Below are 22,980 nucleotides of genomic sequence, written 5' to 3'. Positions count from 1 at the left end.
GTCACGACCCCCGCCGCATCACGCACATCGGCGTCGGAACCGGATCGGTCAGGCTGGCGGGCCCAGCTCGGGCGAGTCGACGTCGGTGGGATCGGGTTCGGGTTCGTCGACCGACTCGTCGGTGTGGCAGCGGCGGACGATCTCGGCCAGCTGTTCCTGCCCGCTCGGTGGCGCCAACCCGAGGTGGTACAGGTGCAGCTCGGTGGCGCCGGCCCCGAGCAGGGCGCCAGCGTGGTCGACGATCCGGTCCGCGTCGGCCGGTGGCAGCACCGTCAGGTACGCGCCGAGGTTCACCTCGTCCGGCAGCACCGACCGGGTGTGTGCCAGCGTCTCGACACTGGCCGGGGTGGTCGGCCAGCAGGAGGTGAGCACCGCATCGACCGCCGGCACCACCCGTCCGCCGTCGTCGGGTTGGCCGGCGCCGGGCGGATCCACGGGGCGCACGGTGTCGGCGTCGACCGCGACGTCCGGGCTGGTCGCCCAGGGCTCGGCCCGGCCGTGCAGGGTGATCCGGGCGGACGGCGCATGCCCGTGCACCGCGGCCAGCACGTCGGCGCGCAGCGCCGCGGCGAAATCGCGCCGGGTGGCGAGCACGATCTCCGCGATCCGGTCGCCGACCAGCTCCGACATCGGCGCATCGGCACCGTGGCTGCCGGCGAGTACGCCGCCGATCCCGGCGGACAGCCGCTCCGCGACCTGGTCCGGATCCTGGCCGCGCCGGATCCAGTCGGCGGTGCAGTATCCGCAGCAGCACACCGACAGCGCGCGCCGGGCGGCCGGCGGGAACACCCCGGTGGTCTTCTCGTGCCGGCCGTTGTGGTCGATGCCGAGCTGGCCGCAGGCCTCCAGCGAGACGCCGTCGACCGGCACACCACGCACCGCCTCGGCGGCGAGCGTCGCCGCGTACTGGCGTACCTCCGGGTTGGCCGGGCACAGCGCGTACGGGTAGGAGTCGCCGCGGCAGTTGCGGACCGCGACGTCGGGATGCGCGGTGCCGAGGTGGGTGGCGTGCGCGAGCACGACCCAGGCGGTGACCGAGATGCCGGCGGCCCGCAGCCGGACGGTCGCGGCGCCGAACGGGTCGTCGCCCGGCACCCAGTCGGCGGCGAGCGGCACGAGTCGGCGGCCGGACCAGGCGTGCTGCCGCACCGGCCGGTACAGCGCGGCCTCGCGCGCCTCGACGACCAGGTGGTCGGGGTGCAGCGGGGTGGCGGCGCGGGTGGCGTGGTAGCTCGCGGCGAGCGCGACCTCGGTGACGCCGAGAGCGCGGACCCGGGAGACGAAGGCGGGATCGCCGAGCACGTCCCACGGGTACGCGTACCCCACCACCCGCGCGGTCACCATGCGGCGACCCGTTTGCGAAACTCCGGTTGCACGGTGCGCAGGTAGCCGGCGTCGTCGCGGCTGGTGATGCCGCAGTCGAGGTACTGCCGGTGCAGCCGGTCCAGCGCCGTCTCGTCGAGGGTGACCCCCAACCCCGGCGCGTCCGGCACCGAGACCGAACCGTCCACTATGGACAGTGGCGCGGTCACCACGTCGTCTGTCGCCCACGGCGCGTGCGTGTCGCACGGGTACGACAGCGCCGGGGCGGCGGCCGCCAGATGCACCATGGCGGCCAGACTAATGCCCAGATGCGAATTGGAGTGCATGGACAGGCCGATGCCGAACACGTCACACATCGCCGCCAGCCGCATCGAGGCGCGCAACCCGCCCCAGTAGTGGTGGTCGGCCAGCACCACCTGGACCGAACCCAGCCGTACCGCCTCGGGCAGATGCTCGAAGGCGACCACGCACATGTTCGTCGCGAGCGGCATCGGCGCGCGCGCCGCGACGGCGGCCATCCCGTACCGGCCGGGGGTCGGGTCCTCCAGGTACTGCAGGTCACCGGCGAGCTCGCGGGCCACCCGGTGCGAGGTGGCGAGCGTCCACGCCGCGTTCGGGTCCAGCCGTACCGGCAGCTCCGGCAGCGCCGCCCGCAGCGCCCGCACCGCGGCGATCTCGGCGTCCGGCTCGAACACGCCGCCCTTGAGCTTGAGCGAGCGGAAGCCGTACCGGTCGACCATCGCGCGGGCCTGCGCCACGATGCCGTCCGCGTCCAGCGCCGCGCCCCAGCCGTCCGGCTCCCCGCCGGGGTGCCGGTCCCACTTGTAGAACAGGTACGCGGCGAACGGGATCGCGTCCCGCACCCGGCCGCCGAGCAGGGCGTGGACCGGCCGGTCGGTGCGCTGGCCGGCGAGATCGAGCATCGCCACCTCGAACGGCGACACCACCCGGGCGAGCGACTTGCTCGGGCTGGACGCGCCGGTCAGGCCGTGCGCGTCCGGCGCCTCGGCGCCGTGCAACTCGGCGGCGACGCGGCCGGCCATCCCGTTGGTGTCGAAGATGTCCAGTCCGCGCAGCGCCGGCGCGGCCCGGCGCAGCAGCTCCAGGTGCGCCGCATCACCGTAGGTCTCCCCCAGCCCGGTCAGCCCGGACACCGTGCGCACCTGCACGATCGAGCGCAGCGCGTACGGCTGGTGCACGCCGGCGGCGTTGAGCAGCGGCGGGTCGGCGAACGCGACCGGCGTGACGACCACCTCGTCGATCGGATCGCCGCGGCCGAAGCGACCGGCTCCGACGGCGGCTCCACGGTCAGCCACGACGCACCTCCGCGAGCGCGGCGCGGCCGGCCTCGACGATCGCGGCGAGCTGCCGCTCGTGCTCCGGCGGCGGGTCGGTCAGCGGCGGCCGGACCCCGCCGACGTCCTGGCCGGACAGCCGGGCGCCCGCCTTGACCAGCGCCACCGCGTACCCCGGCGCCTGCGCGCGCAGCGCCGCGAACGGCAGGTAGAAGGCGGCGAGCAGGGCACCGGCGGTCGCCTCGTCGCCAGCGGTGACCGCGGCATGGAACGCGGTCGCGATGTCCGGCACGAACGTCAACACCGCCGAGGAGTAGGCGGCGACCCCGATCGCGGCGTACGCGGCGGCGGACAGTTCGGCGGTCGGCAGCCCGTTGAGGAACTGGAAGCCGCCGGCCCGGCGGTGGCCGCTGTGCCGAATCGCGGTGACGATGCGCAGCATCGCGTCGACGTCGCCGCGGCCGTCCTTGATGCCGGCCACCTCGTCGATGTCCAGCAGCGCGACCGCTGCCGCCGGGTCCAGCACCGCGTTGGCCCGCTGGTAGACCACCACCGGCAACCCGCCGCCACCGGCGACCCAGCGCACGTGCTCGACCAGCCCGGCCGGTGTCGACTCCACCAGGTACGGCGGGAGCAGCAGCGCGCCGTCGGCGCCGGCCCGGCGGGCGGCGGCGAGGTTCTCCCGGGCCACCTGCGGCCCACCGCCCACCCCGGCGAACACCGGCACCCGGCCGGCCGTCACCGCGACCGCGGTGGCCACCACCCGCTCGTACTCGGCGGCCGACAGCGCCGTCAGCTCGCCGGTACCGCAGGCGACGAACAGCGCGGTCGGACCGGCGGCCAGCTGTCGTTCCAGGTGGTCCGACAGGACCGGCCAGGCCACGTCGGCACGGTCGGCGGTGAACGGGGTCAGCGGGAACGAGAGCAGCCCGTCGAGTCGCATCGAACCTCCTGCGTCCACATATGTGGACGGCATCCAGTATTCAGATCATCGTTCGTGATGACGTTAGGGCCGGCAAAGGAGCAGGGTCAAGGCGACAGCGGCCGGCGTGACGAACCTCCGCACCGCACCGCACACCCGCCGCGGGCCGCCTGCCCGGGCTCGTACCGGGGCGGCCTACTCGTCGTTCGCCCACTCGGCCCGGCGGGCCGGCAGCAGCAGGGTGAACACCGGTGGCGCGGGCCGAGTCAGCCGTAGCCGGCCGCCCTCCGCCTCGGCCAGGCTGCGCGCCAGCGGCAGCCCGATCCCGTGCCCGGCCGCCGCACCGCTGCGCCGGGCGAACAGCGCCTGCTCGGACGCGGCCGTACCCGCGCCCTCGTCGGCGACGTCGATCGCGAGCGCGCCGCCGGCGTTGCGGGCCGTCACGGTGATCTGCCCGGCACCGTGCACGGTGGCGTTGTCCAGCAGTACGGACAGGATCTGGCGCACCGCGCTGACCGAGGCGGCGCAGCGCGGGATGTCACCCTCCACCGCCACCAGCAGCGACCGCCGCGCCGCGGTCAGCGTGGGCAGCCGGTCCGCACGCAGGTCGGCGAGCAGGCCGGCGACGTCCAGCGGCTCGTTCGGTGGCGGGACGTCCCGGGCCAGGTCGAGCAGGTCGTCGACGATGCGCTCCAGCCGATCGGCGTGCTCGATCGCGGCGAGCACGTCCGGGCGCAGGTCCCCGTTCGGCTTCTCCAGCGCCATCTCCAGCCCGAGCCGCAGCCCGGTCAGCGGGGTGCGCAGCTGGTGCGAGGCGTGCGCGGAGAACGCCCGCTCCCGGGCGACCAGCCCGCCCAGCCGGTCCGCGGTGGAGTTGAGCGAGTTCGCCACCGAGTCGATCTCGGTGATGCCGATGGTGCGGGCCCGGACGCTGAAGTCGCCGTCGCCGAGGCGGCGGGCCGCCCCGGCCAACCGCTGCAACGGCTCGGCCAGCCGGCCGGCCTGCCACCGGGCGAACACGGTGGCCGCCACGATGCCGACCAGGGCCAGACCGGCCATGGTCAACCAGGTCGGCACGGTCCGCCAGTACACCTGGCTGCGCGAGGTGGACGCGCGCACCGCACCGGCCACCCGCTCGCCCTTCTCCACCGGCACCGCCACGACCAGCTCACCGGTGTCCTCGCCGGTGGTGACCTGGCCCCCGGACATCGCCGCGCGCACCGCCGAGTCGGCCCGGGCCGGCCCGGCGCCGTCGGTGAGCCGGCCGTTCCCGTCGTACAGGCCGAGCACGATGCCGTGCGACGTGTGCGGGATCGACTCCGGGGCGCGGCGAGTCGCGTAGTCCGCGGTGATGTCCACCGCCGTCCGGTCGGCGACCCGTTCCATCTCCGCCCGCGCGTCGGCGACCTGCAACTGGCCGAGCACCACCGCGAACGGGATGCCGAACAGGCCCGCGGCGAGGATCGCGGCGAGCAGGCCGACCGACAGGATGCGCTGGCGCACGCCGCTACCTCCCGGATCCGGCCGGCCGCCCGGCGGCCGGCCGCCCGCCGATCAGTCCGCCTCCATCCGGTAGCCGCGGCCGCGCAGGGTGGTGATCCGCGGTGCCACCACACCGTTGCCGAGTTGGCTCTCCGCGTCGGCGAGGCGCCGCCGTACCGCGGCCATGTGCACGTCGAGCGTCTTCGTCGAGCCGAACCAGTTCTCGTCCCAGACGTCGGACATCAGCCGCTCCCGGCTGATCGCGACGCCGGGCTCGGCCGCCAGCCGGGCCAGCAGGTCGAACTCCTTGGCCCGCAGCGACACCTCCACCCCGCCGAGGGTGCAGCGCCGAGCCGAGCCGTCGACCACCAGCTCGCCGATGCGCAGCGACTGCTGGTGCGGCGGCGCCGGCGCGCCCCGGCGCAGGTGCGCCCGGATCCGGGCGAGCAGCTCGGCGAACCGGAACGGCTTCGTCAGGTAGTCGTCGGCGCCGGCCTCCAGGCCGACCACCACGTCCATCTCCTCGCGCCGCGCGGTGAGGATCACCAGCACGCAGCCGGGTTGCGCGGCGCGCAGCCGACGGCACACCTCGACCCCGTCCAGGTCGGGCAGCCCGAGATCGAGCAGCACCAGGTCGAACTCGGTGCTCGCCGCGGCGCCCAGCGCGTCCCGGCCGGAGCGCACCCAGCGCACGTCGTGGCCGTGCGCCCGCAGCCCCGGCTCCAACAACCCGCCGATCGTGGCGTCGTCCTCCACCACGAGCAACCGCGCCATGCTGGACACCCTACCGGCCGGCCCCGCCTCGCTGGTCGCGGTCGTACCAGACGGCGACCCCTCGCCGCCCCCCACCGGTCCGGTCACCGGCCCAGCACCCCCTGGCGTCGTTCGCGTGTGCCTTCAAAGCTAGGTGCCCGAAGGCAAGGGAATGGTTAGCCGGCCGCAAGAGGCGCGCCGGATCCGAATCCGGTCATCCGTCCCGCAAACGCCGCCATCGATCCTGCTGGCACGCAATCCACTCGCGGTCCGGGCCACCACGGCCGTACCGTCCGGCGGGTGAGCACCCTGACCCGGCTGCCCAAGGCCGAACTGCACGTCCATCTGGAGAGCACCATCCGCCGCGACACGCTGCGGGAACTCGCCGCGCGCAACGGGCGGCCGCTGCCCGACGACACCAGCGGCCGGCGGTTCGACGGGTTTCGCGCCTTCGGCGACCACGGCGCCGCGGTACGGGCCTGCCTGGTCACCGCGACCGACTTCCGCCGCGTCGCGGTGGAGTTCTGCGCCGACGCCGTCGGGCAGGGCCTGCGGTACGCCGAGATCACGTTCACCGCCGCCGCACACGAGGAGCGACTGGACGCACCGGGCATGCCGCTCGCCGCGGTACTCGACGGGCTCGCCGAGGGCCACGACCGGTACGGCCTGGTCACCCGGGTGATCCTGGACCACTCGCGGCGGCGCGGGGTGGAACGGCTGCGCCGTACCGTCGCGCTGGCCCGCAGCCACGCGCCCGCGGTCGTCGCGATCGGGCTGGCCGGCGACGAGGCGTACCCGCTGGCTCCGTTCGCCACGGTGCTCGACGAGGCGGCCGACGCCGGCGTGGCCCTGGTGCATCACGCCGGCGAGACCGCCGGGGTGGCGAGCGTCGCCGAGGCGGTCCGGCGCGGCCACGCCGCCCGGCTCGGCCACGGCATCCGGATCCTGGACGACGATCCCGAGCACGCGGACCTGCTCGCCGAGGTACGCGAGCGGGGCGTCGCGCTGGAGGTCTGCCCGTCGTCGAACGTCGCGCTCGGAGTGGTCGAGTCGTTCGCCGCCCACCCGCTCCCGGCGTTGTGCGCGGCCGGGCTCGCGGTGACCGTCAACACCGACATCCCGGCGGTGGTCGGTACCACGCTGAGCACCGAGTACCGGCGGATCGCCGACGCGTTCGACTTCGGACCGGCGCGGCTCGCCGAGCTGGCCCGCGCCGGTGTCGAGGCCTCCTTCGCGCCGGAGCCGGTCCGCGCGGCGCTGTGCCGCGACATCGACGCCTGGGCGGCCGCCCAGCCCGGCACCGCCTGAACCAGCCCGGCACCGCCTGAAGCGGTCGACCCGGTCAGCCGGAAAGGAACGGGGATCTCGGCGGTCGCGGGCTGGCGGTGGTGGTGGCGTCGGTGACCGGCCGGGCGCCGGCCACGAAGCGGTCGAGCTGCTCGCCGGCCATCACCCGGGCGGGGAACGCCGCGCCGGCGCCGCGGCGGGTCAGCTCGGCGACCGGCAACGGCCGGTCCGCCGCCGCCAGCACCAGGTTGCCGAACCGGCGACCGCGCAGCACCGCGGCGTCCGAGACCAGCAGCGTCTCGGCGAACACGGCGCGCTGCGTCGCGACCTGGCTGCGGGTGAACGCGCAGCCGGCACCGTCGGCCACGTTCTGCAGGTAGCAGCCGCCGGGTCGCAGCAGCCGGGCGACCGCGGTCAGGAACTCCACGCTGGTCAGCTCGACCGGGATGGCGGCACCGGCGAACACGTCGCCGATCACCACGTCCACGCTGGCCGGACGCATCGCCTGCACCACCTCGCGGGCGTCCCCGACGCGGATCCGCGGCCGGCACTCCCGAGGCAGCGGCAGCTCCCGGCGCACCATCTCCACCAGCGCGCCGTCGCGCTCCACCACCCGCTGCGGCGAGCCGGGCCGGGTCGCGGCGACGTAGCGCGGCAGCGTCAGCCCGCCACCACCCAGATGCAGCACGCCGATCGGCGCCGCCGGCGCGGCGATCAGGTCGAGCAGGTCGCCGAGCCACCGCACGTACTCGAACTCCAGCCGGGTCGGGTCGGCCAGGTCCACGTGCGACTGCAGCGCGGCGTCCAGCAACAACGTGTACGCGTCGGGCCTGTCCGGGTCCGCCACCAGCTCCGCGGTACCGGTGTCCACCTCGGCGCGCACCACCGCACCGCCCCGTCGTCTGCCCGCCACCCGGCCAGTATCGTCACCGCTCGCCGCCGGGCACCGGCGGGGCGGCCCGGCCGGAGCCGGTAGGTTGCAGGACGCGATCCAGACTCGTACGGCGAAGGAGCGGTATGGCCCACCGCGCGGTCACCAGCCGCGACGCCCGCTTCCAGCAGTGGCAGGCACTGCTCGGCAACCGCACCAAACGCACCCGGTCCGGGCTGTTCGTGGTGCAGGGGGTCCGGCCGATCACGCTCGCGGTCCGGCACGGCTGGCGGTTCGCCGCGCTGCTGCGGCCGTACGGTCGGCGGCTGTCCGGGTGGGCGGCCGATCTGGTCGCCCGCTGCCCCGCCACCGAGCTGGTGGAGGTCGCCCCCGAGCTGCTGGCCGAACTGGGCGGCAAGGACGAACCACCGGAACTGGTCGCGATCGCCCACCAGCAACCCGACCGGCTGGACCGGCTGCCCGCAGGACCGGACCTGCTCGCGGTGGTGTTCGACCGGGCCGCGAGCCCCGGCAACATCGGCACCCTGACCCGCTCGGCCGACGGGTTCGGCGCCACCGGCGTGATCGTCACCGGTCACGCCGCCGACCCGTACGAGCCGCGCGCGGTGCGGGCGTCGACCGGTTCGCTGTTCGCGCTGCCGGTGGTCCGGGCGGAGCGCCGGGACGTACTCGCCTGGGTGGCGCGGCTGCGTGCCGGCGGCCTGCCGGTGCGGTTGGTCGGCACCGACGAGACCGGCGCCGTCGAACTTCCCGCCGCCGACCTGACCGGGCCGACCGTCCTGGTGGTGGGCAACGAGACGTCCGGCCTGTCCAGCGCCTGGCGGGAGGCGTGCGACGCGATGGTGCGGATCCCGATGGGCGGCTCGGCCAGCTCGCTGAACGCGGCGGTCGCCGGCAGCCTGGTGCTGTATCACGCCGCCGGGCAACGCGCCCCGCGCTGAGCGGCGGTCGCGCCGGCCCGGTGGTGTCGTCCGACCGTGATCATCACGGCGGGCACGGTACAACCGAGGCGCATTATGATCGATCAGGCAGTTGGGACAACACGCGGCGCCGCCGACCCGGTGGACGCCGGCAGCCGGGGGGCAGAGGCGTGACAGGGCCGGGCGCAGCACCGGGCCGGCAGGCGGTCGGGTGCGTCGTGAGCGCACCAGTCGAGCCGTTCGGGCGGATCGGACCCGCACGTTGAGCGGGCACGCCGGCCGCCGCACCGCGGCCGGAACTCGGGACGGCACCCGCGGTCGGGTCGACCGCGCCGCCGCGCACTGGGCGGCCGCGATCTGGCAGACCAGCGTGGTGCCGGTGGCCCGGGGCGCGCTCGCGGGCCGGCTGCGGCCGCTGGTCGAGGAGCTGTTCGCGGCCGGCACCGACCCGGACGGCGGGTACGACACCGCCGTCGCGGTCGGTGGCCGGCTGGTCGCCGAGCACTTCACCGACACCGAGGCGCTGGCCCGCACGCTGATCGCGCTGGACCCGGCGCTGCCCACCGAGCAGCACGGCACGCTGACCGCCGGCCTCGCCGCCGGTTACACCGCGGCGCTGCGTGGCCGGACCCTGGCCGAGCAGGAGATGATCCGGCTGGCCGCGATGCAGGCACAGGCCCGCGCGGAGCGCGCGCTGACCGCGGCGGAGGCGCGGTTCCACGCGGTGTACGCGGACTCCGCCATGGGGATCGCGCTGACCGACCTGGGCGGCCGGGTGGTGGCGGCCAACGACGCGCTGAACACCATGCTGCGCAGCGCACCCGGCGGGCTCACCGACCGCGACCTGTTCGGCCTGGTCCATCCGGACGACCGGGACAGCCTGCGCGACATGGTCTCGGACCGGTTGGCCACCGGTACCGTCGGCCGGATCCGCACCGAGCGCCGGCTGGTCGCCGACGACGGCGAGCTGCTGTGGGCGCTGCTCGCGGTGTCGGTGGTGCGCGACTCGGCCGGCCGGCCCTCGTACCTGGTGGTGATGGGCGAGGACAACACCCGCCGGCACCACCTGGCCGACACGCTGTCCTGGCAGGCCACCCACGACACCCTGACCGGCCTGGCGAACCGCACCCTGTTCACCGAACGGCTGCACCGGCTGTTCGGCCGGGGGGCCGGTCGGATCGGGCTGTGCTTCCTCGACCTGGACGGCTTCAAGATCATCAACGACAGCCTCGGCCACCACGTCGGGGACGAGCTGCTGCGACACGTCGCCGACCGGATCGCCGCGGCGGCCGGGTCGGACAGCCTGGTCGCGCGGCTCGGCGGGGACGAGTTCATGGTGCTGCGGGCCGACTCGGCCGGCGAGGCGGAGCTGGTGGCCCTGGCCGACCGGATCCTCGCCGCGCTCGACGAACCGATCACCGTGGGCGGCCACGAGCTGTCGGTCTCGGCGAGCATCGGGGTGATCGAACGCGCCACCCTCGGTACCGACGCCGCCGAACTGATGCGCGCCGCCGACATCACGCTGTACTGGGCGAAGGCTGCCGGCAAGGGCTGCTGGGCCACGTTCGATCCGGAACGCGACGCGCAGCAGGCCGCCCGGCAGCTGCTCGCCGAGGCGCTGCCCGGAGCGCTGCGCACCGAGCAGTTCACCCTGGCGTACCAGCCGGTGGTCGATCTCGCCGACCGGCGGGTGACCGAGCTGGAGGCGCTGGTGCGCTGGCGGCACCCACGGCTCGGCGAGCTCGGTCCGGAGGCGTTCCTGGGCATCGCCGAGGAGACCGGGGTGGTCGTGCCGCTGGGCCGCTGGGTGCTGCGGGCGGCCTGCGCGCAGGCCCGCCGCTGGCTCGACCGGTACGGCTGGGCGCCGGTGGTCTCGGTGAACCTCACCGTGCGCCAGGTGTGCGCCGCCGACCTGGTCGACGACGTCCGGCAGGCGCTGGCCGCCGCCGACCTGCCGGCCGAGGCGCTGCAGCTGGAGGTGACCGAACGCGCGCTGATCGGTGCCGAGCCGGTCGCCGCGCTGAACACCCTGTACGACGCGGGAGTTCGGATCGTGATCGACGACTTCGGCACCGGATACTCCAACCTGGTGCACCTGCGGCAGGCGCCGGTGCACGGCATCAAGCTCGCCCGCTCGTTCACCGAGAGCTTCAACGCACCCAGCCACCCGGACCGGGCCGACGTGGCGATCGTGCGGGCCCTGGTGTCCCTCGCGCACACCCTGCGGCTGACGGTGACCGCCGGCGGGGTCGAGACCGCCCGGCAGGAGTCCCGGCTGCGCGAGCTGGGTTGCGAGTGGGGTCAGGGCTTCCGGTACGGGCGGCCCGCCGCGGCGGCGCACCTCGACGAGCTGCTCGCCGCCGGCCGCACCGTGGTGCCGCCCGACCAGGGGGCGTCCTCGAAGCGCCGCCCGTAGGCGACCTTCTAGGATCGGCAGGCATGGCTGAGCACGTACTGGTCCCGTGGCAGCTCACCGACGGCGGCGATGGCTGGCCGGCCACGCTGCGCGTCGACGTGTGGGACGGGCAGGGCGCGCCGCCGGACGTCTCCGACGTCTCGTTCTACGTCCTGCCGTACGGGGTGTCGAGCGCTCGGGGCCTGGTCACCGCGATGCCCCGGCTGCGGGTGCTGCAGGCGCTGACCGCCGGGTACGAACAGCTCCTCCCGCTGCTCCGTCCGGGCCTGACGCTGTGCAACGGGCGGGGGCTGCACGATGCCAGTACCGCCGAGCACGCCCTGGGGCTGGTCCTCGCCGCCCAGCGCGACCTGCCGACCTGGGTGGACGACCAGCGCGAGCGCCGCTGGGAGCCGCACTACACCCGGTCGTTGGCGGACAGCCGGGTGCTGATCGTCGGGTACGGCTCGATCGGTACCGCGCTGGAGCGCCGGCTGCTGGCCTGCGAGGCGAGCGTGGTCCGGGTGGCGCGGTCGGCCCGGCCCGAGACGCGGGTGCACGGGGTGGCCGAGCTGCCCGCGCTGCTGCCGAAAGCCGACATCGTGGTACTGATCCTGCCCGACAACGAGTCGACCGAGCGGCTGTTCGACGCCACCGCGATGGCGGCGCTGCCGGACGGCGCGCTGGTGGTCAACGTCGGTCGCGGCCGCACCCTGGACACCGAGGCGCTCGCGGCGGAGACCGGGCGGGGCCGGCTGCGGGCCGCGCTGGACGTGACGGATCCGGAGCCGCTGCCGGCCGGCCACCCGCTGTGGTCGCATCCGGGCGTGCTGATCACGCCGCACGTGGCGGGCGGCTCGGCGACCTTCTATCCCCGGGCACGCCGGCTCATCGGCGACCAGCTGCACCGGTTCGTCACCGGTGCGCCGTTGCGCAACGTGGTCCGGGAGGGCTGAGTTCGGCCTGCGCGCTACGGTGGACCGACGGGCGCCCGCGCCGGGAATGCGCGGGGGCCGGCCACCGTTGTTACCCCCGAGGGGTATCGATCCGGAAGGGGACACCGTGCCGACCGTCGAGTTGACCAAGGACAACTTCAACAGCACGCTGGAGAGCAACGACACCGTGCTGATCGACTTCTGGGCCAGCTGGTGCGGCCCGTGCAAGATGTTCGCACCGGTGTACGAGAAGGCCGCGGAGACCAATCCGGACCTGGTGTTCGGCAAGGTCGACACCGAGGCGCAGCAGGAGCTGGCGGCCGCGTTCGACATCCGGTCGATCCCGACCCTGATGATCGTCCGGGACAAGATCGTGGTGTTCTCGCAGCCCGGCGCGCTGCCCGAGTCGGCGCTGACCGACGTCATCGACCAGGCCCGCAAGCTCGACATGGACGAGGTCCGGGCCAGCGTCGCCGACCAGCAGGCCGGCGGCACCGAGGCCTGACACCCGACCGGGCCCACACCGGCCCGACCACCGCGGTCGTCTCGACGGCGCGGGCCCGACCACGGTCGGACCCGCGCCGTCGTCGTCTGCCCACGCGTTCGGTCCGGCGGCACGAACGAACACCCCGAGACCGACCCGAACCGGCCACTCGGCACCATCACGGCGCGCCCGACATGTTCTGCACCGTCCTTGTTCGCTGACGGTGAAACTTCCTGGGGAATGAGTCGGGTCGGCTCAAGGTTGTCCGGGGCGAGTACGAGGAATGGAGCCCCAACACATGGCTGACCAGATGGCTGACCACAAGGCCGATTACGAGCTGCCCGTACTGCCGCTGTCCGACACCGTGGTCCTGCCCGGCATGGTCGTCCCGGTCACCCTGGACTCGGAACGGCAGGCCGCGGTGGACGCCGCCCGGACCGCGACCACGTCGCGCGACACCCCCGGACTGCTGCTCGTCCCGCGCATCGACGGGCACTACGCCGCGATCGGCGTCGTGGCCGAGATCGTCAAGGTGGGCCGGCTGCCCGGCGGCGAGCCCGCCGTGGTCGTGCGCGCGACGAACCGGGCCCGCATCGGTACCGGCGTGAACGGCCCCGGAGCCGCGCTCTGGGTGCAGGCCGACAAGATCACCGATCCGGCGCCGAGCGCCCGGACCGCCGAACTCGCCACCGAGTACAAGTCGGTCCTGACCTCGATCCTGCAGCAGCGTGACGCGTGGGAGGTGATCGACCGGATCGGCGCGATCAGCGACGCCGGCGAGCTCGCCGACACCGCCGGCTACACCAGTTGGCTGGACACCGAACAGAAGCTCGACCTGCTGTCCACCGAGGACCCGGCCGACCGGCTGGAGAAGCTGCTCGCCTGGGCGAAGACCCACCTGGCCGAGTCCGAGGTGGCGGAGAAGATCCGCGACGACGTGCAGCAGAACATGGACAAGTCGCAGCGGGAGTTCCTGCTGCGCCAGCAGCTCGCCGCGATCCGCAAGGAGCTGGGCGAGAACGAGCCGGACGGCGCCGACGACTACCGGTCCCGGGTCGAGGCGGCGGAGCTGCCGGAGAAGGTGAAGACCGCCGCGCTGCGCGAGGTGGGCAAGCTGGAGCGCGCCTCCGACCAGTCCCCCGAGGCCGGCTGGATCCGTACCTGGCTGGACACGGTGCTGGAGTTGCCGTGGACCACCCGCACCACCGACTCGACCGACGTACCGGCGGCACGGGAGGTGCTGGACACCGACCATGCCGGGCTGGACGACGTCAAGGACCGCATCGTGGAGTACCTCGCGGTCCGGTCCCGGCGGGCCGAGCGCGGCCTGTCGGTGGTCGGCGGCCGCGGCTCCGGTGCGGTACTGGCACTGGTCGGGCCGCCCGGCGTGGGCAAGACGTCGCTGGGTGAGTCGGTGGCACGTGCGCTCGGGCGCAAGTTCGTCCGGGTGGCGCTCGGCGGCGTGCGGGACGAGGCGGAGATCCGCGGCCACCGGCGTACCTACGTCGGCGCGCTGCCGGGCCGCATCGTCCGGGCGATCTCCGAGGCCGGTTCGATGAACCCGGTGGTGCTGCTGGACGAGGTGGACAAGGTCGGCGCGGACTACCGCGGCGACCCGGCCGCGGCGCTGCTGGAGGTGCTGGACCCGGCGCAGAACCACACGTTCACCGACCACTACCTGGAGGTCGAGCTGGACCTGTCGGACGTGCTGTTCCTCGCCACCGCCAACGTCGCCGACACGATCCCGCCGGCGTTGCTGGACCGGATGGAGCTGATCCGGCTGGACGGCTACACCGAGGACGAGAAGGTCACGATCGCGCGCGACCACCTGCTGCCCCGGCAGCTGGAGCGGGCCGCACTGGACACCGACGAGGTCACGCTGACCGACGACGCGCTGCGCCGCATCGCCGGCGAGTACACCCGGGAGCCCGGGGTGCGCCAGCTCGACCAGCTGCTCGCCCGCGCGCTGCGCAAGGTGGCGACCAGGCTCGCCACCGGCGCCGCCGAGCCGCCGCTGACCATCGACGTCGACGACCTGCGCGAGTTCCTCGGCCGGCCGCGGTTCACCCCGGAGGTCGCCGACCGGACCGCCACGCCCGGCGTGGCCACCGGACTCGCCGTCACCGGCGCCGGCGGCGAGGTGCTGTTCGTCGAGGCGGCGCTGCTGGCCGGCGAGCCGGGCCTGACCCTGACCGGTCAGCTCGGCGACGTGATGAAGGAGTCGACCCAGATCGCGCTGTCGTACCTGCGGGCCAACGCCGACGCCCTGCGGGTGCCGACCGAGCCGCTGGCCGACCACCGGGTCCACGTGCACGTACCAGCCGGTGCGGTGCCGAAGGACGGGCCGTCCGCCGGCGTCACGATGACCACCGCGCTGGCATCGCTGCTGTCCGGACGGCCGGTACGGGCCGAGGTCGGGATGACCGGCGAGGTGTCGCTGACCGGACGGGTGCTGCCGATCGGCGGGGCCAAGCAGAAGCTGCTGGCGGCGCACCGGGCGGGGCTGACCGAGGTGATCCTGCCCCGGCGCAACGAGCCCGACCTGGACGAGGTACCGGCGGCGGTGCGTGACGCGCTGCAGATTCACCTGGTCGACACGGTCGACGAGGTGCTGCGGCTCGCCCTGTCCGAGCCGGCCGCGGCACGGGCGGCGGCCTGAGCCTCGGCGCACGTCCTGCCCGGCGGGCGCCGACCCTGGTCGGGTCGGTGCCCGCCGGCACGTCCAGGGCGGCGACCATCGCGCGCCACGGCACCGTGGTACGGCGCGGCGTCAGCGGTTGCGGCGGCGCTCGGCGACGGCTTCGATCAGGAACCCGAGCGCCATGCCGAGCAGCCAGAAGTCCTTCGCCAGCGGCACGCCCTGCTCGGTGGGCAGCGGGCTGCCCGGCTTGTGCACCCCGGGCGTGCGCAGGTACATCCCGACCAGGCCGGTGGAGAACCCGGCGAGCCCGAGCCCGGCCACCGCGGTCGGCACCACCGGGTTGAGCAGCGCGACGCCCAGGGCGATCTCCGCCTTCGACAGCAGCCCGACGAACCGCTGCGGATCGACCCGCTTCAGGAACGGGTAGGCGCCGGCCGCCATGCCGTGCAGCGACGCGGCGGCCTGCTCGTCGGCGCCGCGCTTGCTCAGCCCGGAGTTGAGCAGGAAGCCACCGGCGGCCATCCGAGCCGGCAGGTGCGCGAGCTTGACCGGAAGTCCCATCCACCTTTCGTATCACCGAGACGCGGCCGGAGGCGGCCGAACGCCAGATCACCCCATCGCGCCATCGGGTGCGGTGTCGTCGATCAAGGACCGGTCGCCGGACGGCGGGCAAGGGTGTGCAGCAGGGCGACCGCGGCGAGCGCGAGAGCGACGATCACCACCGCCATCGGTACCGGGGTGCCGGTGCCGGCGAGGCCCACCAGCGGCGCCACCGCCCCACCGACCACGAACTGCAGCACGCCGAGCACGGCCGAGGCGCTGCCGGCGATGTGCCCGTGCTCGGCCAGCGCCAGCGAGGTGGCGTTCGGGCTGACCAGCCCGACGCTCGCCACCACCGCGAACAGCGCGGGCAACACGAGCGGCAGCCCGGCACCGCTGCTCACCGCGACCACGAGGAGCAGACCGCCGCCGGCACAGAGGTACGCACCGGTGCGCAGCAGCGCCGCGGGGCCGAGCCGGCCCACCAGCCGCGCCGACAGCTGGCCGGCAGCCACGATGCCCACCGCGTTGGCGCCGAACACCAGGGCGAACAGCTGCGCCGACATCCCGTACACGTCCTGCAGGACGAACGAGGATCCGGAGATGTAGGCGAACATGGCCCCGGACACGCAGCCGGCGGCGAGCGCGAGGCCGAGGAACCCGCGGTCGGCGAGCAGCACCCGAAACGCCCGCCCGGTGGCGGCGAGGCCACCGGCTCGGCGCCGGTCGGCGGGGTGCGTCTCGGGCAGGCCGGCGAGCACCGCGCACAGCAGCCCGGCGCCGATGACGGTCAGCACCGCGAACACGCCGCGCCACGAGGTGAAGCGGAGCAGCTGGCCGCCGATGGTGGGTGCCAGTACCGGTGCGATGCCGTTCACCAGCATCAGGGTGGCGAACAGCTTCGCCGCGCCGGTACCGGAGCGCAGGTCGCGCACCACGGCACGGGACAGCACCACGCCGGCGGCGCCGGACAGCCCCTGCACCAGCCGCAGCGCCACCAGCGCCCAGACGTTCGGGGCGAACGCGCACAGCACCGAGGCGACGGTGTAACAGACCAGACCGACCAGCAACGGCCGGCGCCGGCCCAGCACGTCCGACAGCGGCCCGGCGAGCAGCTGCCCGGCGGCGAGCCCGACCAGGCAGGCCGTCAGGCTCAGCTGGGCGGCGGCGGCGCTGGTGGACAGCTGGCTGGTCAGCCGGGGCAGCGCCGGCAGGTACATGTCGATCGACAGCGGGGCGAACGCCGACAGCCCGCCGAGGATGAGGATCATCCGGATCGGTATCCGCGGCTCGCCGCGCAACGCGTGCTGGGTGTCGTGCGCGGTCGCGGGGGTGCTCATGGTCTGCTGCTCCGGGTTCTGCGGGGGTGCCCGCTCCACCCTGCCAACGATTGCGGCCGGTCGCGCTGTGATCCTGCCCGCAGCGCCCGGCACGGCGCCGTACCAGGGCCGTGCCGGGTCGGCCGACGCCCGCGGCCACGAGGTCCCGGGCGGCCGGCGGCCCGGAGCCGCTCGGCCTGGTCCGGGACCCCGGCGATCGGGCCGTCGACACGGCCCTGGCGCGACGCCGGCACTGCCGGAGGATCAGATCGCGCGCAGCCGCACCTCGAAGGTGACCGGCTCGGCGCGCAGCTCGTAGCGTGGCAGCACCGCCGGGCCGCAGGAGCCGGAGCCCAGCCCGTGCTGGGCGTGGTCCAGGTTGAGCTGGATCGCGTCGCCGGCGACCAGGTCGGTGGTGTGCCGGGCGGCGGCGAGCTGCTCGCTGGTCCAGCGGCGTGCGGTCAGCTCGATGCTCGGCGCACCCTCGACCCGGAGCCCGTGCCCGGACCCGTCCAGCAGCGTCGCCCAGCGCACCGCGGTGCGGTTGCCGTTCTCCTGCGGGAACACGTACGGGGTCTGCAACTCGTCCACCGTCGCGCTGAACCGGTCGATCCGCGCCGCCTGCCGACTGTCGGCGTACGCCTCGCCGGGGCCGCCGCCGAACCAGGTGACGTGCTCCAGCGCGGCCGGCAGCGCGAGCCGCAGACCCAACCGGGGCAACGGAACCAGCCACTCGCCCTGCGGTACCACCGACACCACCAGCCGGAGCAGGTCGCCGTGCGCACTCCAGCGGTACTCCACCGCCAGGCCGGCGTCGCGGCTCGCCGCGGCCACCCGGGTACGCACCAGCAGGCCGGCCGCGGTCGGCCGCACCTCGTCGGTACGGTGGTGCATCCGGTGCAGCCCGGCGGCGCGCCAGCCGGCCCGGTACGGCTTGTCGTTGTCGATCGGCGCCCGCCACACGTCCAGCCGCGGGCCGGTCAGGGTGAGCTCGCCGAGCCCGCGCAGCACGCCGTCGGCCGGGTCGAACCGGCCCGCGCCGAGCTCGATCAGCTCACCGGTGCGGGGCGGCAGCGGCGCCGGCAGGGCGGCCCGGCATGCCGCGGCGAGCCGCACCTGGCCGTCCCCGAGCAGGTGCCCGGCCGCCGCCCACGCGGTGTCCACCGTGGACTCGACGGTGACGGTCAGCCAGCACTCACCCTCACCGGTGGGCGCCGGCAGGTCCTTGAGGTCCAGGTCGACGGTGCCGCCGGCCGGGATCGGCGGCACCGTGGTCTCGCCGGCGCCGAGCTGTTCGCCGTCCACCGCGACCCGCCAGCGCAGCATCGCGTCGGCGATCGCGGCGTGGTCGTACGTGCTGCGCAGCCGCACGGTGCGCCGGCCCGGCGACGGCGCCGCGGCCGAACCGGGTGCCGGACCGGCGAACTCGACCCGTACCGGCTCGATGAGCTTGGCGAACTCGACGAGGCCGGGCGACGGGGTGCGGTCCGGGAACACCAGACCGTCGACGATGAAGTTGCCGTCGTGCAACTCCTCGCCGAAGTCGCCGCCGTAGCGGAAGTACTCCCGGCCGTCGGCGGTGTGGCTGCGGATGCCGTGGTCCAGCCACTCCCAGATGAACCCGCCCTGGCAGCGCGGGTACTTCTCGAACAGCTCCCGGTACTCCAGCAGGCCGCCGGGCCCGTTGCCCATCGCGTGCCCGTACTCGCAGAGGATGAACGGCATGCCGCGGCGCTTCGCGTCGAGGGCGTCGTCGGCGTCCGGGTGCCGGTCCTCGGCGTGCCGGCCGATCGCGTCCACCTCGGCGTGCGAGGAGTACATCCGGGAGTACACGTCGACGTAGCGGCAGGCGTAGTCGCCCTCGTAGTGGATCGGCCGGGAGCCGTCACGGCGGCGGGTCCAGTCGGCCATCGCGCCGTGGTTGACCCCGATGCCCGACTCGTTGCCCAGCGACCACAGGATGATGCACGGGTGGTTCTTGTCCCGCTCGACCATCCGGCGCATCCGGTCCAGGTACGCGTCCGTCCACTGTGGATCGTCACTGGGGTTCCGGCGCCAGCCGTTGTAGCCGAACCCGTGGGTTTCCAGGTCGCACTCGTCGACCACCCAGAAGCCGAGTTCGTCGGCGAGGGCGAGCATCCGCGGGTCCGGCGGGTAGTGGCTGGTGCGGATCGCGTTGATGTGGTGCCGCTTCATCAGCAGCAGCTCGGCACGCAGGGTCTCCTCCGGTATCACCCGCCCCAGGTCGGGGTGGAACTCGTGCCGGTTGACCCCGCGCAGCAGCACGCGCCGGCCGTTGACCAGCAGCACGCCGTCCACGATGGACACCGTGCGGAAGCCGATCCGGATCGCGACCTGCTCACCCTCGGTGGCGAGCGTCCCGTCGTACAGCCGCGGCTGCTCGGCGCTCCAGCCGGTGACGCAGCCGATGTCGACCGGCTGGTCGGCCGGGTGGTCGGTGATGCCGAGCTCCGGCACCGACAGCCGGGCCGGTACGTCGGTGTCCACCCGCAGCAGGCCGGTGCCGACGGTGTGATCGGACTCGCTCGGCTCGAAGTCGGCGTGCACGAAGAAGTCGGTCAGGCCGCCGGCCGGGCGGTGGATGAGCGTGACGTCCCGGAAGATGCCCGGCAACCACCACATGTCCTGGTCTTCCAGGTAGCTCGCCGCCGACCACTGGTGCACCCGCACCGCGAGCGTGTTGCACCCGGCGGCGAGCAGGTGCCCGACCTCGTACTCGACCGGCAGCCGGCTGCCGGTGGACCAACCCAGTTCGGTGCCGTTGAGCCAGACCCGGGCGAACGAGTCCACCCCGTCGAACCGCAGCACCGTGCGGCCGCCGGCCAGTCGGCCGGCAGCTCGAAGCGCAGCCGGTGGTCGCCCGTCGGGTTCTCGTTCGGCACGTGCGGCGGGTCGACCGGGAAGGGGTAGTTGACGTTGGTGTAGCTGGGTTTGCCGTGGCCGTGCATCGGCCAGCTGGACGGCACCGGCAGGCTCGCCCAGGCGGAGTCGTCCAGGTCGGGTGCGCCGGGCTCGGGCGCGTCGATCCGCGGTGAGAGCCGGAACCTCCAGTCGCCGTTGAGCGACAGCGACCGGGCGGTCGAGGCGAAGGCTGCTCGCGGCGGCAGGCTGCCCACCCGGGGCGCCAGATCCTCGACGTACGACATCGCGCATCCTCCGACACGATCGATCATGTTCCGACGTGGGCCACCGTATCCGATGACCCCCGGCCGGCACAGTGCGACGACCCGCACGTCCCGCGCACCGGTACCGGCGCGGCATGGTCTGCCAGACCGGCGCGATGATCGTGCGCTTCCCACCCCCGCTGCGGCCCGGCCACTACCAGCTGACCGGGCCCTGGCCGGCCCGGAGCCGGCCGTACGGGCGTCGGCGGTGACCAGCGGCCCGCGACGCCGGGCGGCGTCAGTCGCCGGTGAGTCTGGCCGGTGGGGTCGGCAGGTCGGTCCCGGTCGTCCCTCGCAGGGCGGTGCGCATGGTCTGCGCCACCGCCCGGTCGACGGCGGCCGACACACCGGAGCCGACGTAGTCGGACGGGTCGGACGGGTTCGCGGCGATGCCGGCGGCGGCGATCTGCGGGGTGAACCCGACGAACGTCTCGGTGGCGTTGTTCTCCGACGAGCCGGTCTTGCCGCCGACCGACCGGCCGGACAGGATGCTGCCCACCTCGGTGGCGGTACCGCCGTCGCAGTGCCCGCCGGCCGACTGCTGGCCCACCGGGCAGCGCGCCGCGTCGGCGGCGGCCGCCGCGACCCCCTTGCCGATCGCCTGGTGGCAGTCCGGCCCGCCGGCCGAGACCCGGGCACCGTGCGCGTCGGTGATCGAGGTGATCGGCGTCGGGGCACAGTACTTCCCCTGTGCCGCGACCGTCGCGTACGCGTTGGCCAGGTCCAGCGGGGTGGTGTCCGCGACGCCGAGGGTGAACGAGCCCCAGCTGCCGGCGTCGTGCGCGGCCCGCCGCGCGTCGGAGTCGGCGCGGAACCTGATGCCGAGCCTCTTCGCCATCGCGACGGCCTTCTGCGGCCCGATCTGCTCCTCCAGCCAGACGAAGTAGGTGTTGACCGAGCGGCCGAAGCCGGTCCACATCGTCCGGTAGCCGTCCATCCAGGACGGGTTGTCGTTGCCTGGGCAGTAGTAGCCGCCGCAGCTCGCGGCGCCCGCGTCGGGCCACCTGGTCTGCAACCGGCCGGGCGCGTCGAACCCGGTGGACAGCGGCTTGCCCTCGCTCAGGGCGGCCAGCATGGTGAACATCTTGAACGTCGACCCGGCCTGGTACCCGTCGACGCCGTTGCCGCCGGCGATCAGCTGCGCGGTGGTGTTCGGGTACCCCTGCTGACCGGCCGGGTTCCTCGCCAGGCTGAAGTGGCGGTTGACCGCGAGCGCGGTCACCTTGCCGGTGCCGGGCTGCACCACCGCCATCGGCAGCGCGCGGGCGCTGTCGTAGCCGTACACCGACAGCGACTGGGCCAGCGCCTGGCGCTGGGTGTCCGGGTCCAGCGAGGTGACGATCCTGTACCCGCCCTGGCGCAGCGCCTGCTCACGCTGCGCGACGGTCTTGCCGAACGCCGGCTGGGCGTCCCACCACTGCTTGACGTAGTCGCAGAAGAAGCCCCAGTCGTTGTGGTTCGCCGGTACCGAGACGCAGTCGTTCGGGGTGGTGCTGGGGTTCAGGGCTAGCGGTGTCGCCTTGGCGCGGGCCGCCTGGCCGCGGCTGATGTCGCCGGCCTTGGCCATCGCGTCCAGCACGTAGCTGCGCCGGGCCAGCGCCGCCTTGCGGTCCCCGGTGACGGGGTTGTCGGCGTCGGGCGACTGGACCAGCCCGGCGAGCAGCGCCGCCTGCGGCAGCGTCAGCCGGTCCGGCGGTACCGAGAAGTAGGTCCGGCTGGCCGCGTAGATGCCGTACGCGCCGTGGCCGAAGTAGGCGATGTTGAGGTAGCGGCGCAGGATCTCGTTCTTGGACAGCTTCTGTTCCAGCGCCGTCGCGTACCGCATCTCCTGGATCTTGCGGCCGACGGTGTCCTTGGTCGCGTCGGCGCGCTGCTGCGGGGTGAGGCTCGGGTCGGTCTTGAGCACGTTGCGCACGTACTGCATGGTCAGCGTCGAGGCGCCCTGGCTGACGCCGCCGGCCGAGCCGTTCGCCACCAGGGCCCGGATCACGCCCCGCGGGTCGACGCCGCCGTGCTGGTAGAACCGGGTGTCCTCGGCGGCCACGATCGCCTTGCGCATCACCGGCGCGATCGCCGAGAACGAGACGGCCTTGCGGTTCTCGTCGTAGAAGGTGGTGATCAGCGTCTTGCCGTCGTTGGCGTAGAGGTAGGAGGCCTCCTGGGTGGGCGGCGACTTGAGCGCCGCGGGCAGGGCGTCGGCGGAGCCGCCGACAGCGCGCAGCGCGAGGCCGGAGAGCGCGCTGGCGGGGAAGGCCACCGCGGCGACGACGAGCCCGGCCACCACACCGGCCAGCAGCAGGGTCGCCACGCCGGCCAGGCCGGACCGTCGTGCCGTGGTCGGCATCGCCACCTCCGTCGCATCCCGGGTACTTCCCGCAACCCTCTGCCGGTGGCGCCGACCGCGACCAGCACATCACCGGATCGGGAGCTGATTCACTGCCCGGTACCGGCCGATCCCCAGCAACCGACCCACCATGGCGGGTTTAGCCGACTTGCCTGTTTCGCCCCATGCACCCGGGAAGATGGTCCTGGCACCGTTATGCCGCCGGATCCGTTCGCGGTTGGCCCGTGCGGATCGTTGCGTTCCGCGCCCCGGCGCGTGAAACT

Annotated in this window: 16 protein-coding genes and 1 pseudogene; 6 read left to right on the top strand and 11 right to left on the bottom strand. The window is 74.2% G+C overall.

Annotated elements, in window-relative coordinates:
• Positions 1-48: 48 nt before the first annotated feature.
• The 5 genes from Athai_RS13350 to Athai_RS13330 form a co-directional block, all read right to left on the bottom strand.
• Positions 49-1,344, bottom strand: coding sequence for an alpha-amylase family protein (locus Athai_RS13350; RefSeq protein ID WP_203961787.1), 1,296 nt, complete (start codon positions 1,342-1,344; stop codon positions 49-51).
• Entirely contained in the window at positions 1,338-2,639 is a 1,302-nt protein-coding gene (locus Athai_RS13345; RefSeq protein ID WP_239156911.1) for an enolase C-terminal domain-like protein, read from the bottom strand. The genes Athai_RS13350 and Athai_RS13345 overlap by 7 nt, the downstream gene beginning before the upstream one ends.
• Positions 2,632-3,561, bottom strand: coding sequence for a 5-dehydro-4-deoxyglucarate dehydratase (locus tag Athai_RS13340; protein ID WP_203961786.1), 930 nt, complete (start codon positions 3,559-3,561; stop codon positions 2,632-2,634). The genes Athai_RS13345 and Athai_RS13340 overlap by 8 nt, the downstream gene beginning before the upstream one ends.
• Positions 3,562-3,735: 174 nt before the next feature.
• Positions 3,736-5,043 carry a sensor histidine kinase gene (locus tag Athai_RS13335; RefSeq protein WP_203961785.1) on the bottom strand — a complete coding sequence of 436 codons (1,308 nt, stop codon included), beginning with the start codon at positions 5,041-5,043 and terminating at the stop codon, positions 3,736-3,738.
• Positions 5,044-5,094: 51 nt separating this feature from the next.
• Positions 5,095-5,796 (bottom strand): response regulator transcription factor, encoded by a 702-nt coding sequence (locus Athai_RS13330; protein ID WP_203961784.1) that lies wholly within the window; start codon positions 5,794-5,796, stop codon positions 5,095-5,097.
• A 279-nt stretch (positions 5,797-6,075) separates the two neighbouring features.
• Between Athai_RS13330 and add the strand changes: the two genes are divergently transcribed.
• Positions 6,076-7,083 carry an adenosine deaminase gene (gene add, locus Athai_RS13325; RefSeq protein ID WP_203961783.1) on the top strand — a complete coding sequence of 336 codons (1,008 nt, stop codon included), beginning with the start codon at positions 6,076-6,078 and terminating at the stop codon, positions 7,081-7,083.
• Positions 7,084-7,117: 34 nt separating this feature from the next.
• On the opposite strand, the gene Athai_RS13320 is transcribed toward add, so the two are convergent.
• Positions 7,118-7,975 (bottom strand): spermidine synthase, encoded by an 858-nt coding sequence (locus Athai_RS13320; protein ID WP_239156910.1) that lies wholly within the window; start codon positions 7,973-7,975, stop codon positions 7,118-7,120.
• Between the two features lie 104 nt (positions 7,976-8,079).
• On the opposite strand from Athai_RS13320, the gene Athai_RS13315 reads away from it, so the two are divergent.
• From Athai_RS13315 to lon, 5 genes are all read left to right on the top strand, one after another.
• The gene (locus Athai_RS13315) at positions 8,080-8,895 is read left to right on the top strand and encodes a TrmH family RNA methyltransferase (protein WP_203961782.1); all 816 of its coding nucleotides are present in this window, start codon (positions 8,080-8,082) and stop codon (positions 8,893-8,895) included.
• Positions 8,896-9,136: 241 nt separating this feature from the next.
• Complete coding sequence (locus tag Athai_RS13310) at positions 9,137-11,290, top strand: putative bifunctional diguanylate cyclase/phosphodiesterase (RefSeq protein ID WP_203961781.1); 2,154 nt, start codon at positions 9,137-9,139, stop codon at positions 11,288-11,290.
• 23 nt (positions 11,291-11,313) lie between these two features.
• Positions 11,314-12,225, top strand: coding sequence for a 2-hydroxyacid dehydrogenase (locus tag Athai_RS13305; protein WP_203961780.1), 912 nt, complete (start codon positions 11,314-11,316; stop codon positions 12,223-12,225).
• A gap of 106 nt (positions 12,226-12,331) precedes the next feature.
• Positions 12,332-12,709: a thioredoxin gene (gene trxA, locus Athai_RS13300; protein WP_203961779.1), complete on the top strand. Its 378-nt coding sequence runs from the start codon at positions 12,332-12,334 to the stop codon at positions 12,707-12,709.
• A 289-nt stretch (positions 12,710-12,998) separates the two neighbouring features.
• Entirely contained in the window at positions 12,999-15,347 is a 2,349-nt protein-coding gene (gene lon, locus Athai_RS13295) for an endopeptidase La (protein WP_203961778.1), read from the top strand.
• A 111-nt stretch (positions 15,348-15,458) separates the two neighbouring features.
• Here the strand turns inward: lon and Athai_RS13290 are convergent, their stop codons facing one another.
• From Athai_RS13290 to Athai_RS13275, 5 genes and pseudogenes are all read right to left on the bottom strand, one after another.
• A complete protein-coding gene (locus Athai_RS13290) occupies positions 15,459-15,890 on the bottom strand; it encodes a hypothetical protein (RefSeq protein WP_203961777.1) in 432 nt (143 codons plus the stop codon).
• A gap of 83 nt (positions 15,891-15,973) precedes the next feature.
• Positions 15,974-17,209 carry a multidrug effflux MFS transporter gene (locus tag Athai_RS13285; RefSeq protein ID WP_239156909.1) on the bottom strand — a complete coding sequence of 412 codons (1,236 nt, stop codon included), beginning with the start codon at positions 17,207-17,209 and terminating at the stop codon, positions 15,974-15,976.
• A gap of 243 nt (positions 17,210-17,452) precedes the next feature.
• On the bottom strand, positions 17,453-19,831 hold the full coding sequence (locus Athai_RS34790; RefSeq protein ID WP_275422644.1) for a glycoside hydrolase family 2 TIM barrel-domain containing protein: 2,379 nt from the start codon (positions 19,829-19,831) through the stop codon (positions 17,453-17,455).
• Positions 19,832-19,840: 9 nt separating this feature from the next.
• A pseudogene (locus tag Athai_RS34785) lies at positions 19,841-20,355 on the bottom strand (sugar-binding domain-containing protein); the annotation flags it as partial.
• 256 nt (positions 20,356-20,611) lie between these two features.
• Positions 20,612-22,717, bottom strand: a complete 2,106-nt coding sequence (locus Athai_RS13275; protein WP_203961775.1) for a transglycosylase domain-containing protein — start codon at positions 22,715-22,717, stop codon at positions 20,612-20,614.
• Positions 22,718-22,980 lie beyond the last annotated feature (263 nt).

Source organism: Actinocatenispora thailandica, assembly GCF_016865425.1.
GTDB lineage: Bacteria > Actinomycetota > Actinomycetes > Mycobacteriales > Micromonosporaceae > Actinocatenispora > Actinocatenispora thailandica.
This window is presented reverse-complemented; position numbering and strand designations above follow the sequence as displayed.